This is a genomic window from Nonomuraea sp. NPDC059023 (genome assembly GCF_042740095.1).
Classification (GTDB): Bacteria; Actinomycetota; Actinomycetes; order Streptosporangiales; family Streptosporangiaceae; genus Nonomuraea.
Map to the genome: position 1 here is coordinate 136,242 of NZ_JBHYIO010000002.1, position 13,241 is coordinate 149,482.

9 protein-coding genes are annotated in these 13,241 nt (G+C 72.5%); 5 read left to right on the top strand and 4 right to left on the bottom strand.

All coding sequences use genetic code 11. The annotated features are described in order from the left end of the window. Positions 1-273 precede the first annotated feature (273 nt). Together ACFWYW_RS04070 and ACFWYW_RS04075 are read left to right on the top strand one after the other, a co-directional pair. A complete protein-coding gene (locus tag ACFWYW_RS04070) occupies positions 274-3,963 on the top strand; it encodes a Pls/PosA family non-ribosomal peptide synthetase (RefSeq protein WP_379609560.1) in 3,690 nt (1,229 codons plus the stop codon). Next, on the top strand, positions 3,945-5,243 hold the full coding sequence (locus ACFWYW_RS04075; protein WP_379609561.1) for a M1 family metallopeptidase: 1,299 nt from the start codon (positions 3,945-3,947) through the stop codon (positions 5,241-5,243). Before ACFWYW_RS04070 ends, ACFWYW_RS04075 begins: the two co-directional genes overlap by 19 nt. Before the next feature lie 3 nt (positions 5,244-5,246). Here ACFWYW_RS04075 and ACFWYW_RS04080 read toward each other — a convergent pair whose 3' ends face one another. Then, entirely contained in the window at positions 5,247-5,528 is a 282-nt protein-coding gene (locus ACFWYW_RS04080) for a metal-sensitive transcriptional regulator (protein WP_379609562.1), read from the bottom strand. Positions 5,529-5,637: 109 nt separating this feature from the next. Between ACFWYW_RS04080 and ACFWYW_RS04085 the strand changes: the two genes are divergently transcribed. Both ACFWYW_RS04085 and ACFWYW_RS04090 read left to right on the top strand, forming a co-directional pair. Further along, complete coding sequence (locus ACFWYW_RS04085; protein WP_379609563.1) at positions 5,638-7,044, top strand: MFS transporter; 1,407 nt, start codon at positions 5,638-5,640, stop codon at positions 7,042-7,044. A gap of 207 nt (positions 7,045-7,251) precedes the next feature. Then, complete coding sequence (locus tag ACFWYW_RS04090; protein WP_379609564.1) at positions 7,252-9,144, top strand: hypothetical protein; 1,893 nt, start codon at positions 7,252-7,254, stop codon at positions 9,142-9,144. Between the two features lies 1 nt (position 9,145). On the opposite strand, the gene ACFWYW_RS04095 is transcribed toward ACFWYW_RS04090, so the two are convergent. Genes ACFWYW_RS04095 through ACFWYW_RS04105 form a run of 3 tightly spaced genes read right to left on the bottom strand, consistent with a single transcriptional unit; the run spans position 9,146 to position 12,816 of the window. After that, positions 9,146-10,798 (bottom strand): VanW family protein, encoded by a 1,653-nt coding sequence (locus ACFWYW_RS04095; protein ID WP_379609565.1) that lies wholly within the window; start codon positions 10,796-10,798, stop codon positions 9,146-9,148. A 26-nt stretch (positions 10,799-10,824) separates the two neighbouring features. Then, on the bottom strand, positions 10,825-11,649 hold the full coding sequence (locus tag ACFWYW_RS04100; protein ID WP_379609566.1) for a F510_1955 family glycosylhydrolase: 825 nt from the start codon (positions 11,647-11,649) through the stop codon (positions 10,825-10,827). 12 nt (positions 11,650-11,661) lie between these two features. Beyond that, the gene (locus ACFWYW_RS04105) at positions 11,662-12,816 is read right to left on the bottom strand and encodes an NAD(P)/FAD-dependent oxidoreductase (RefSeq protein WP_379609567.1); all 1,155 of its coding nucleotides are present in this window, start codon (positions 12,814-12,816) and stop codon (positions 11,662-11,664) included. 117 nt (positions 12,817-12,933) lie between these two features. Between ACFWYW_RS04105 and ACFWYW_RS04110 the strand changes: the two genes are divergently transcribed. Then, positions 12,934-13,140 (top strand): heavy-metal-associated domain-containing protein, encoded by a 207-nt coding sequence (locus ACFWYW_RS04110; protein ID WP_379609568.1) that lies wholly within the window; start codon positions 12,934-12,936, stop codon positions 13,138-13,140. Positions 13,141-13,241 lie beyond the last annotated feature (101 nt).

A 13,241-nucleotide genomic window follows, 5' to 3' on the forward strand; every position in this document is an offset into this window, starting at 1 on the left:
ACCCCCGGTCAACAAATCTGAATGACTGGCGAATGACCGGTAAAACTCCGACAACCCCCGTGGATTGGGAAATATCTGGGTTATCTGGGATCGTTGAAGGCTCGGCGGCGTGGGGAGCGTCGCTACGGGCTGCGACCCGCCAACCGAGCGCGTGAGGTCACGTACCGGGGCCCGCATCGTCTACGCATGAGGTGAGCCTTGGTGGTCAATGCCGTGATTTCGCAGGATGCCGTCTTTCTGTCCGCCGGTGGGAACACCACCGCGCGGACTCTCGTGGACATTCTTCATGAGAGTGCCGCCGCCCACCCCCACGCGCCCGCGCTCGATGACGGCGTGAGCGTTCTCGACTACTCCCGCCTGACCAAAGAGGTGGCGCACCTGGCCGGTTCGCTGGGCGAGATGGGCATCGGGCCGGGGGAGCGGGTCGGGATCCGGGTGCCGTCGGGCGGCAACGATCTTTATGTGGCCATCCTGGCGGTGCTGGCGGCGGGGGCGGCGTACGTGCCGGTGGACGCCGACGATCCCGAGGAGCGGGCCGCTCTCGTCTTTCAGGAGGCCGACGTCGCGGCGGTGATCGGGACCGAGGGGATCACGAGCAGGCGCCCCGCCGGGGCCGGCGCGCGTCCGCCGGTGCCCGAGGACGACGCCTGGATCATCTTCACCTCCGGGTCCACCGGCAAGCCCAAGGGGGTGGCGGTCAGCCATCGCAGCGCGGCCGCCTTCGTGGACGCGGAGGCCGGGCTTTTTCTTGAGCTGGGGCCGGGGGATCGGGTGCTGGCGGGGTTGTCGGTTGCGTTCGACGCCTCGTGCGAGGAGATGTGGCTGGCGTGGCGCAACGGCGCCTGCCTGGTCCCGGCGCCGCGCTCGCTGGTGCGCACCGGGATGGATCTCGGGCCGTGGCTGGTGGAGCGCGGGATCACGGTGGTGTCGACCGTACCCACGCTGGCTGCGCTGTGGCCGGTCGAGACGCTGGACGGCGTGCGCCTGCTGATCTTCGGCGGCGAGGCCTGCCCGCCCGAGCTGGCCGACCGGCTGAGCACCCCCGAGCGGGAGGTCTGGAACACCTACGGCCCCACCGAGGCCACCGTCGTCGCGTGCGCGGCGCCGCTGGTCAGGGGGGAGCCGGTGCGGATCGGGCTGCCTCTGCGGGGCTGGGACCTGGCCGTGGTCGACCAGGCGGGCAGGCCGGTCGCCATGGGGGAGACGGGCGAACTGGTCATCGGGGGCGTGGGGCTGGCCCGTTACCTCGATGAGGAGAAGGACCGGGAGAAGTACGCGCCGCTGGAGTCGCTCGGCTGGGACCGCGCGTACCGCAGCGGTGACCTGGTCGTGGCCGATCCCGCCGGGCTGCTGTTCGTCGGGCGGGCCGACGAGCAGGTCAAGCTGGGCGGGCGGCGGATCGAGCTGGGCGAGGTGGACGCCGCCCTCCAGGCGCTGCCCGGGGTGACGGGCGCGGCGGCCGCGGTCAAGACCACGGCCTCCGGACACCAGCTTCTCGTCGGCTATATCGTGACAAATGGGGAAATATCCTACGCGCGGGAACAGCTTGAAGCCGTGCTGCCCGCCGCCCTCGTCCCCCGCCTGGCCGTCGTGGACCAGCTGCCCACGCGTACCTCGGGGAAGATCGACCGCGACGCGCTGCCCTGGCCCCTCGGCGACGAGGACGAGGAGGCCGCCGACCTCGACGGACTCCAGGCGTGGCTGGCCGAACAGTGGCAGGACGTCCTGGGGCAGCGGGTCAGCGGCCCCGACGCCGACTTCTTCACCGCGGGCGGCACCAGCCTGGCGGCGGCGCGGCTCGTGTCGACGCTGCGCGGCAGGTATCCGGACGTGGCGGTGGCCGACCTCTACGACCATCCGACCCTCGGCGCGCTGGCCGACCGGCTCGAAGAGCTGGAGCGGCCCGCCGAGGAGAACACGCGCGTCGTGCTGCCGATGCCGCGCCGGGCGGCGCTGGTCCAGACGGCGCTGATGCTGCCGCTGCTGACCGTGCGCGCGATGCCCTGGGTGGTCGGCGCCCTCGCGGTGGGCAATCTGACGAACGTCCTCGCGGTCGCCTGGTGGTGGGTGATCGCGGGCGCGCTGCTGTTCCTGACGCCGTTCGGCCGCCTGTCGCTGGCGGCGGGCGCGGCGCGGCTCGTCCTGCGCGGCGTCAAACCGGGCGTGTACGCCCGAGGCGGCGCCACCCACCTCAGGGTCTGGTTCGCCGAGCAACTGGCGGCGGGTCTGGGCGTGGGCGGTCTCGCCTCCGCGCCCTTGATCACCTACTACGCGCGGGCGCTGGGCGCGCAGGTGGGCGAGGACGCCGACCTGCACACGATGCCGCCCATCACCGGCATGCTCAAGCTCGGCAGGGCCGCCGCGATCGAGCCCGAGGTGGACCTCACCGGTTACTGGCTGGATGGCGACCTGTTCAGGCTCGGCGAGATCAGGATCGGGGCCGGCGCGACCGTCGGCGCCAGGTCGATCGTCCTGGCGGGCGCGCGGATCGGGAAGAACGCCCAGATCGCCCCCGGCTCGGCGGTCGGCGGCGACGTCCCCGCCGGGCAGCGGTGGGCGGGGGCGCCGGCCGTACGGAAGGGGAAGCTGACGCCCAAGGCGCCGGCGCCCCGCAGGTACCGCCGGTGGAGCGTGACCTACGGCGTGTCCGCGATGGCGTTCAGCCTGATCCCGCTGCTGGCCGTGCTGCCCGGGATCGCCGTCCTCGGCCCGGCCGGCATCGCCGCCGCGACCGTCGTCTCGATGGTCAGCATGGCGCTGCTGCTGCTCGTGGCCGTCAGGCTGCTGTCGATCGGGCTGCGCGCGGGCAGCCACCCGGTGCACAGCCGTACGGCGTGGCAGGCCTGGGCGACCGAGCGCCTCATGTCCATGGCCAGGGTGTGGCTGTTCCCGCTGTACGCCAGCGGGCTCACCCCGATGTGGCTGCGCGCGCTCGGCATGAAGGTGGGCCGCGACGTCGAGCTGTCCACCGTGCTGGCGCTGCCCTCGATGACCGAGGTCGGCGACGGCGCGTTCCTGGCCGACGACACCAAGGTCGCCCCGTACGAGCTGTCCGGCGGCTGGATGCGGCTGGACCACGTGCGCATCGGCAAGCGGGCGTTCGTCGGCAACTCGGGCATGACCGCGCCCGGCCGCAAGGTGCCCAAGGACGGGCTGGTCGGCGTGCTGTCGGCGGCGCCGAAGAAGGCCAAGGCGGGTTCGTCCTATCTCGGGATGCCGCCGGTCAAGCTGCGCAGGACCGCCCAGAGCGGCGACACGGGGCGTACCTATGACCCGCCGCTGCGCTTCAAGGTGGCGCGGGCGCTGGTGGAGGTGTGCCGGGTGGTTCCGGCGATCGCCACGGCCGCGCTGGCGGTGCTCGTCGTCACCGCGCTGGTCACGATCGCGCGCGACCTTCATCCGGCCGCCGCGGTGCTGCTCGGCGGCGTGGTGCTGGCCGCGGCCGGGTTCGTGGCGGCGGCGGTGTCCGTGGTGGCCAAGTGGGCGCTCATGGGCCGGATCCGGCCCGGCGACCGGCCGCTGTGGAGCGCGTTCGTCTGGCGCAACGAGCTGGCGGACAACTTCATCGAGGTGCTCGCCGCGCCCTGGTTCGCCACCTCATGGCTCGGTACGGCCGGCCTGAACGTCTGGCTGCGCGCCCTGGGCGCCAAGGTCGGCAGGGGTGTGTGGTGCGAGACCTACTGGCTGCCGGAGATCGACCTGGTCAGCCTGGGTGACGGCGCCTCGGTCAACCGCGGCTGCGTGCTTCAGACCCACCTGTTCCACGATCGGGTCATGAGCATCGATACAGTCGAGCTGGCTGAGGGTTCCACACTCGGCCCGCACGGGGTGGTGCTGCCCGCGGCCACGGTCGGGAGCAACACCACGATCGGCCCCGCCTCGCTGGTGATGCGCGGCGAGTCGCTGCCCGCGCGGACCCGGTGGTACGGCAACCCTGTCGCCGCGTGGCATCAGGCAGCGTGATCGACGGGAGGATGGTGCGGTACTTCCCCGACCGTGGCGACGACGGGTACTCCGTCCGGCACTACGACCTGGCACTCGACTACCGGCCGGGGCCCAACCGGCTGGCCGGCGTCGCCAAGCTGGACGCGGTCGCCGCCGAGCCGCTGGAGCAGGTGCGGCTCGACCTCGGCCCGCTGCACGTCTCCCAGGCGCTGGTCAACGGCATGCGCTGCCGGTTCACGCACGGCGGGGGCAAGCTCCGGCTGACCCCCGGCGGGCGGCTGCCCGAGGGGCGTGAGTTCACCGTCGAGGTCCGGTACTCGGGCAACCCCAGGCCGGTGCCCAGCCCGTGGGGCGGGCTCGGCTGGGAGCAGCTGGAGGACGGCGCGCTCGTGGCCAGCCAGCCGACCGGCGCGTCCTCCTGGTTCCCGTGCAACGACCGGCCTTCGGACAAGGCGACCTACCAGATCGCGGTGACGACGGCGACGCCGTACACGGTGGTGTGCAACGGGCAGCTCACCTCGACGCGGCGGGCGGGCTCGCGCACGACGTGGGTTTACCACGAGGCGGTGCCGATGGCCTCCTACCTCGCGAGCGTGCAGATCGGCCGTTACCAGCTCGGCGACCTGCCGGGTGAGGTGCCGCAGCGGCTGGCCGTGCCGGCGTCGGCGGCGGTGCGGGCGCGGCGGATGCTGGCCCGGCAGGACCGGATGATGCGCGTCTTCACGGAATGGTTTGGTCCCTACCCGTTCGCGGAGTACGCGGTGGTGGTGACCGAGGACGACCTGGAGATCCCGGTCGAGGCCCAGGGCATGTCGATCTTCGGGCCGAGCCAGCTCGCCGAGGAGCGGCTGGTGGCGCACGAGCTGGCCCACCAGTGGTTCGGCAACAGCCTGACGCTGGCCCACTGGCGCGACATCTGGCTGCACGAGGGCTTCGCCGCCTACGCCGAGTGGCTGTGGTCGGAGGAGTCGGGCGGCGAGAGCGCCGCCTCGCACGCGCGCCGCTGGCACGCGGCGCTCAGCGCGCAACCCGCCGACCTGGTGCTCGCCGACCCGGGGCCGAAGCGCCTGTTCGACGACCGGGTCTACAAGCGGGGCGCGCTCACGCTGCACGCGCTGCGCGGGGTGCTGGGCGAGCCGGCGTTCCGCTCGGTGTTGCGCGAGTGGGCCGACGGGTACCGCCACGGCACCGTCAGCACCGGCCGCTTCACCGAACTCGCCGGCCGTTACGCCCCCGAGCCGCTGGACACGTTCTTCCTGTCCTGGCTCTATTCGGAACGGCTCCCGCCGCTGTCGTAGACCTCAGGAGCGGACGAGACGGGCGATCGCGTCGGCCGCCTCCTTGACCTTCAGCTGCGCCTCCTCGCCGCCCTTCTTGGTGGCCTCGGCGACGCAATGCGCCATGTGCTCCTCCAGGAGTGCCAGGGCGAACGACTGCAGGGCGCTGGTCGTCGCCGACACCTGGGTGAGGATGTCGATGCAGTACTTGTCGTCCTCGACCATCCGCTGCAGGCCCCTGGCCTGGCCTTCGATCCTGCGCAGCCGCCGTAGGTGCTCCTGCTTGTTCTCGGTGTATCCGTTCACGTGACCCCGTCCTCTCGTCACCAGTCGTAACGTCATACCCCCCTACCGTATTTCCTACAATGCCTTACGGGGGTAGGGTCTCCATAACTTGAACATAGATGTTCGACTTATGGAGGTGGTGGTCATGGGCCGCTGGGCCGTACTGGGACTGCTGGGGCTGGCGCAGTTCATGCTGATCGTCGACATCACGGTGGTGCAGGTGGCACTGCCCACGATCGGGAAGGAGCTCGAGCTCGACCGGGAGGCGCTGACCTGGGTGGTGACGACGTACACGCTGGTGTTCGGCGGGCTGATGGTGCTCGGCGGGCGGCTGGCCGACGCCTTCGGCGCGCGGCGCACGCTGCTGGCCGGGCTCGGGGTGTTCGCCGCGGCCTCGCTGGTGTGCGGGGTGGCGGGCGACGGGGCGACGCTGATCGCCGGGCGGGCGTTCCAGGGGGTCGGGGCGGCGCTGATGTCGCCGTCCGCGCTGGCCGTCATCACCCGGACCTACCACGGCGAGCTGCGCAACCGGGCGCTGGGCGTCTGGGGCGCGATCGGCGGGTCCGGCGCGGCCGTCGGCGTCCTGGCCGGCGGGCTGCTGACCGCGGGGCCGGGGTGGAGCTGGGTGTTCTACGTCAACGTCCCGATCGGGCTGGCCGTCCTGGCGGTGCTGCCCCGGCTTGTCGGGCGGGACGAGCCCCATGCCGGCGGCCGCCGGGTCGACGTGCCGGGGGCGGTGACGGTGACGCTGGCCACCGCGCTGCTCATCTACGGGCTGGTCGGCGCGGGCGACGCCGGGTGGGGCGCGTTCTCCACGCTGGCCGCGCTGGGCGGCGCCGTCGTCGGGTACGGGCTGTTCGTGCTGGTCGAGCGGAAGGTGCGGACGCCGCTGATGCGGGCCGAGACGATGGCCAGGCGGGCCGTGGTCTCGGGGACGTTCGTGATGCTGGCGGCCACGGGCCTGCTGCTCGGGCTGTTCTTCGTCAGCTCGCTCTACCTGCAGCACGTCCTCGGCTACGACGCGCTGGCGACCGGGCTGATCTTCCTGCCGGTGGCCGTCGCGATCACGCTCGGGGCGCACCTCGGCGGGCGGCTGGTCGGGAAGGTCGGCGGGCGGCCGGTGGCCCTGGTGTCGTTCGCGCTGACCGCGGCCGGCGCGGCCCTGATGATGCGGATCTCGCCGGACGCGAACGTCTGGACCACGCTGGTGCCCGGGTTCGTGCTGGCGGCGTTCGGGATCGGGCCGGCGTTCGTCACGGCGACGACCACGACCATGGCCAACGTGCCGGCCGGTGAGGCGGGCGTCGCCTCCGGCGTGATCAACACCTTCCACGAGCTCGGCGGGTCGATCGGGGTGGCGGTGGTCTCCACGATGGCCGCGGCGAGCCTCGCGCCCGGGGCGGCCGGCGTCGAGGGCTTCACCGGGGCGCTGCTGCTGTGCGTGATCGTGGCCGCGGTGGCGGCCGTGGTCTCGTCGGTCCTGGTGCCGGCGGGCGTGCCGGCCGGGGTCACCGTGGGGCACGGGCACGGGCACTGACGTCTCGGGCACGAAGGCGTTGAGCGGCGCCTCCGGCAAGGGGCTGGGATACAGCCTGGGCGGTGCGCTGACGGTGACGGGGGATGCGCGACGTGGACATGGCGTGAACGATGCCGACGCCGGAAAAGCACTAGACGGAAGTTCTAATGTAGTGGCATCTTCAACTATGGGGGCCCCGTAATCACATGAACCGGAGAGGGTTGACTTGTGAGCACGGTGCGAGAACGGGGGGCCTGCGGGACGGCGACGATCTCCCTGATCGAGGGCGAGCGTGCTCTGCACGCCGAGGGGGACCTGAACACCGCACGCCACCACTTTGACGCCGCCTATCACGAGGCGGAGTGCGACGGCGACACCGTCGCGCTCGCCAGGGCGGCACTCGGTCTCGGCGGCATCTGGGTGCACGAGCACCGCACCGCCGCCGAGGCGCAGACGATCCGCGTGCGGCAGCGCCATGCCCTGACCCTGATCGACCCGCGCTCGCCGCTGGCGTTACGGCTGCGCGCCCGCCTGTGCGGCGAGGAGGACTACCGCTCCGGCCGCCACGCCGCGATCCTGGCCATGCTCACCCAGGCCAGGCACTCGGGCGACCCGGTGGCGCTGGCCGAGACGCTCAGCCTCGCCCACCACTGCGTCCTCGGCCCCGAGCACGGCGTGCTGCGCCATGAGCTCGCCGAGGACATGATCGGCCAGGCCAGCAGGACCGGCCGCCGCGGCGACCTGATGATGGGGCTGATGTGGCGGACCGTCGACCTGTTTCTGGCCGGCCACCCGCACGCCGCACGCTCGCTCGACGAGCTGCGCGCGCTCCTGGACGAGACCGACCACCTGGCCGTCGGCTTCATCGTCAGCGCGATCGACGTGATGCTCGCCATCAGGGCCGGCCGCTTCGCCCAGGCCGAGCAGCTCGCCGCGGAGAGCGGGGAACGCGGCGCGCGGGCCGGCGACATCGACGCCGCCGGCTGGCCCAGCGGCCAGGTCGCGATCGTCCGCTGGTACCAGGGGCGGCTGCCCGAGCTGCTGCCGATCCTCACCGAGCTGGTGAACTCCTCCGTGCTCGGCGTGCTCGACTACTCCTATCTCGCCGCCACCGCCACGGCCGCCGCGGGAGCCGGGGAACGCCGCCTGGCCGTCAACATGCTGGCCCGCCTGCGCGGCCAGGACCTCGCCCGCCTGCCCAGCTCCAGCGTGTGGCTGACCACCCTGTACGGCGTGGCCGAGGCGGCCCACCTGCTGGGCGAGGCCGACCTGTCCGCCCAGACCTACGAGCTGCTGCGGCCCTACGCCCACCTGCCGGCGATCACCAGCCTGGGCGTCGCCTGCCTCGGCTCGGTGCACCACCCGCTGGGCGTCGCCAGCCTGACCACCGGCGACATCGCCCGCGCCGTGGTCCACTTCGGCGAGGCCGTCCGCGCCAACCTGGCGCTCGGGCACTGGCCCGCCGTGGCGTTGTCGCGCTGGCGGCTCGGCCAGGCCCTCGCGCTGCGCGGCGAACCGGCCGAGCGGGAGCTGGAACTGGCCGCGCAGGAGGCGGCCGAGATGGGGATGGTGCTGCCCGCCTCGCCCTCCGGTACGGCCCGCCGTACCGGAAAGGTGGTGTGCAGGAGGCGCGGGCCGCAGTGGCAGTTCGAGTTCGGCGCCCGCTGCGCGCACGTGGACCACAGCGTGGGCATGGGCCATCTGGCGACGTTGCTGGCCAACCCCGGGCGCGAGGTCCGGGCCGGCGACCTGGTCACCGGGCCGGCCGCGACCGAGGCGGTCTCCACCCAGCCGCTGCTGGACGAGGAGGCCAAGCGCGCCTACCAGCAACGGCTCGGCCAGTTGCAGGACGACATCGACGAACTGGAGTCCATGAACGATCTGGAACGCGCCACGGCGCTGCGTGCCGAGCACGACTGGCTGGTCACGGAGCTGGCGGCGGCGGCCGGGCTGGGCGGGCGGACCCGGTCGTTCGCCGGCACCGACGAGCGGGCCAGGATCTCGGTGGGCAAGGCGATCCGGCGGGCCATCGGCCGGATCGCGGAGGCGGACCCGGTCATCGGGGCCGAACTGCGCGCCACTGTCCAGACCGGGCAGCGCTGTGTCTACCAGCCCCGCTGACTCAGTCGGTGCAGGTGAGCTTGGGCTCGGGCTGGTAGACGGTGGTGAACTTCTGCCTGCGCAGCTCCTTGCCGTCCCGCTTGAAGATCCGCCACACGTCGATCGTGAAGCCCTGGACGCCGCTCATCGGCTGGCACTTGGGCCCGGACTCCTCCAGCGTGGGGAAGCTCTTGATGTTGTAGCGGGCGGAGCTCTGCGACTCGACCTCGTAGCGCTTGGTGCTCCAGAACTGCACGGTGATCGAGGTCGAGGTGTAGGAGGTCTTGATCAGCACGCCGTACTTGGAGTCGTTCTTCCACCGGAAGTCCGGCTGCGGGTAGGAGACCGTCGACTCGCGGCCCGCCGGGTAGCGCGAGATGTAGTACATGTGCGGCATGTGCTGGACGTCCTCGAAGCCGCCGAAGAAGACCGCGTTGAACATCGCGGTGGCGAACTGGGAGACGCCGCCGCCGACGTCGTTCACGAAGCGGCCGTTGAGGATCATGGGCGCCTCGACGAACCCGCGGGCCTTGTCGCGCTTGCCGACCAGGCCGTTGAGCGAGAACGTCTCGCCGGGCTTCACCACGTGGCCGTCGACGATGCCGGCGATCGTGTGGATGTTGGTCACGCGCGGCGCGCAGCACGGGTGGTTGGAGGTGTAGGAGGCGACCCGCTCCTTGACGCCCAGCTTGCCCGCCGCCTCGGTGGTCAGCCTGGCCCGCGTGACCTTGACCGGCGCCTTGGCGGTACGCTCACCGGCCGCCACCGCCTCGGCCACGGCCGTCCCGAGCTCCTCGTCGTCGATGCCCTTGCCGTCGCGCGCGGGCACGACCTTCGGCCGGCCGGACACGATCTTGAAGCCGGCGTCGCGGGGGAGCTGACTCGCCTCGACGAGCCGCTTCTCCAGGCCGGGGGCCACCGCCTTGGCGTCGAAGACCGGCTTCATCGTGCCGCCGTCGCCGGTGAAGCTCAGGCCCGCGGCCAGCTCGGCGCGGGTGATCGCCGCCTCGCGGGTGCCGCTGGTCACGGTGAGGTCGGCCGCGACGGCCGTACGCGCCGTGGTCGAGGCCACCTCGCGCACCTCCTTCGCCGGTACGGCCGGCGGCAGCGTCCTGGTGACCAGCTTCACCGGCCCGCCGTCGCCCAGGAAGGCGCCGCGCACGGCGCTCGCCGCCGCCGCCCGGTCCAGCGCCAGCCCCTTCTTCGGCATGGCCGTACGCGGCTCCAGCCCCCGGTAGGAGATGACGCCTTCCTTCGGCTTGCGGTCCACGGTCTTGGCCAGGGCGGTGATCCGCTCGGTGAGCGCCCGCTCGTCCACCTTGACGACCGGCTGGAGCTCGCGGCTGCCGAAGATCGAGCGCGCGACGCCGACCGGGGTCCAGGAGCCGTCCATCGCCGCCGCCACCGTGGCCGCGACGTCCACGGACAGGCCGAGCTCGACCGGCTCCAGCCGGGTCTTCTTGCCCGCCGCCGTCACCTCGACGGGCCGGGTGGCCCGCGGGCGCAGCTCGCGTTCCAGCCGCGAGCGCGCCTCCTCGGGTGACAGCCCGCCGATGTCCACGCCCGCGACCTTGGTGCCCGGTGGCACTTCTCCGGCCAGCATGATCGCCGGTACGGCGTAGGCCAATACGGCCACGCCGAGCACGGCGGCCAGGATCACGAGGGTCTTCGGCATTTTGGGCATTCAGGTCTCTCCGGGCATCAGGTATTCGCCGGTCTGAAGAGTACGTTGAACACGCCACCACCGTCGCCCGAGTCGTGCACGACCCCGTCCTCGGTGACCGCCAGCAGGCGGTTCTCCCCCACCGCCGCGAAGGCGACCGCGGGGCCCGGCAGGGTGCCCGCCGGGCGCCACGAACGCCCGCCGTCGCCGCTGGAGTGGATTCTTCCGCCGGTGTCGACACCGGTCAGCTTCTTGGCCGCCGCCACGTGGGTGAGCGGGGGCGCCTTGCGTACCGGCTCGAAGTCCATGCCGCGGTTGGCGCTGACCTTGAGGCCGTCCCGGGTGGCCGCGTAGAGGCGGTCGCCCGAGAAGGCCAGGTCGTTCACCTGCTCGGTGGCGCCCTGCGTCCAGGTCCTGCCGCCGTCGCCGCTGGCGCGCACCCGGCCGGTGACGCTGTCGAAGGCGTAGAGGTCGGCGCCCGCCGGCTCCAGCGCGTGGAAGTCGGCGCTGCCCTCCTCCGAGACGGTCGTCCAGGTGGCGCCCGCGTCGGTCGTGCGGATCAGGCCCAGGTTCGGCGGGGCGTCAGGGGTGGACTCGCCGGGATGGCCGCTGGCCAGGAACGTCTTCGGGCCCACCACGCTGAAACCCATGTGGTCCTGGACGCGCCCGGCCACGCGCTGGGCACTCCGTTCGCCGGTGACCTTGAACAGCCCGTAGTGGGCGGCCAGGTAGACCGCGCCGTCGGCCGGGTCCACGCCGACGCCGTGGACGTGGCCGATGCCGGGATCCTGTCCGGCGGCGGGCGGCGCCTGCGCGCAGGCGGTGGCGGCCAGGAGGAGGAGACAGGTGAGGATTCTGGGCATGGCCAGATACTACTATTGGTCATCGTAGATGGGCTGCCCGGCCGCGATGCGGCGCTTGAGCTTGATCAGGTCCTTGGGGGAGTTGGCGGCCACCGCGCCGACCAGGACGTCCTCGCGGGTGAAGGCCACCGCGAACCGGTCCTCCTCCGGCGAGCCCGTCACGACCGTCGCGGTGTCGGCCAGATGCGGCAGGCCGGCGGTCTGGATGCGGCTGCCGTGCACGCTGGTCGCGAAGTTCGGCACGTCGGCGAACGCCCGGGACTTCCCGGGGCCGGCCAGCAGGTTGCGGGCCGCGGCGGCGCCCTGCTCGTTGGCGTTGGACCAGTGCTCGACTCTGACCATGGCGCCGCCGTACAGGCTGTGGGGCCAGCGCGCCACGTCGCCGGCGGCCACGATCCGCGCGGACCCGCGCGCGAACAGCGTCTCCTCCACCAGTACCCCGTCGTCGACGGGCAGCCCGCTGCCGTCGAGCCAGTCGGTGTTCGGCACCACGCCCAGGCCCGCCACCACCAGGCCGGCCGGGATCGCGCGCCCGTCGGCCAGCAGTACCCGCCCCTCCTCGACCGCGCGCACCCGGACGCCCGAGACCAGCTCGACGCCGCTGCGCTCGTGCAGCCCGGCCAGCCACGCGGCCGCTACGTCGCCCAGGCCCGCGTGCATCGGGTAGCGGCCCGAGTCGATCAGCGTGACCTTGAGCCCCAGCTCGCGGGCGGTGGAGGCGACCTCCCCGCCGATGAACCCGGCGCCGACCACCACCACGTGCTCGTGCCCGCGCTCCAGCTCCGCGCGCAGGGCCAGCGCGTCCTCCAGGTTCCGCAGCGTGTGCGCCGCCTCCATCCGGCGCGGGCGGGCGCCGGTGGCGATGACCAGGCCGTCGTAGCCGAGCTCGGCGCCGTCGTCGAGGGTGAGCGTCCTGGTCGCGGGATTCAGGTGTACGGCGGTGCGTCCGCGCGACCACGAGTCGTCCAGCTCGCCGGCGCCGGGCAGGAGGATGTCGTCGTCGCCGCGCAGGAGGCCCTTGGACAGCGGCGGCCGGTTGTAGGGCAGGTGTGTCTCGGCGCCGACGAGGGTGATCTCGCCGTCGAAGCCTTCCTGGCGCAGCGACTGCACGGCGCGCAGGCCGGCCAGCGAGGCGCCCACCACGATGATCTTGTTGAGGGTTCGCATGAGGGAGGACTATACCCCCTATGGGTATATCGGCAGGACTTGCGCTCCCGGCTGTCGGGTGCGTATGTTGCTGACCATACCCGTTGGGGGTATCTATGGAGAAGGAGTTGGGACGAGATGAGCACGACGACGTTCGCGGTGACCGGGATGACCTGCAACGGCTGCGCCAACAAGGTGAAGGGCGAGATCGGCAAGGTTGACGGCGTGTCCCAGGTGGACGTGGAACTGGCGACCGGGCGGGTGACCGTGACCGCCGACGGTGTGACCGACGCGCGGATCATCGACGTCGTGGAAGAGGTGGGCTACGAGGCCGTCGTGGTCTGAACGGTGTGCGGGACGGAGGAGGGCCGGGCGGCGCGGCGCCCCGCCCCCCGAACCCCCCCACCCGCCCGCCGCGGCCGAGAACCCCACCAGTCCCCGCCAAG

Bases quoted from the DNA above. Each gene is read 5' to 3' on its own strand.
- ACFWYW_RS04085 (WP_379609563.1), top strand. From the start codon at position 5,638: ATGGAGGTGGTGGTCATGGGCCGCTGGGCCGTACTGGGACTGCTGGGG.
- ACFWYW_RS04095 (WP_379609565.1), bottom strand. From the start codon at position 10,798: ATGCCGAAGACCCTCGTGATCCTGGCCGCCGTGCTCGGCGTGGCCGTA.
- ACFWYW_RS04100 (WP_379609566.1), bottom strand. From the start codon at position 11,649: ATGCCCAGAATCCTCACCTGTCTCCTCCTCCTGGCCGCCACCGCCTGC.
- ACFWYW_RS04105 (WP_379609567.1), bottom strand. From the start codon at position 12,816: ATGCGAACCCTCAACAAGATCATCGTGGTGGGCGCCTCGCTGGCCGGC.
- ACFWYW_RS04110 (WP_379609568.1), top strand. From the start codon at position 12,934: ATGAGCACGACGACGTTCGCGGTGACCGGGATGACCTGCAACGGCTGC.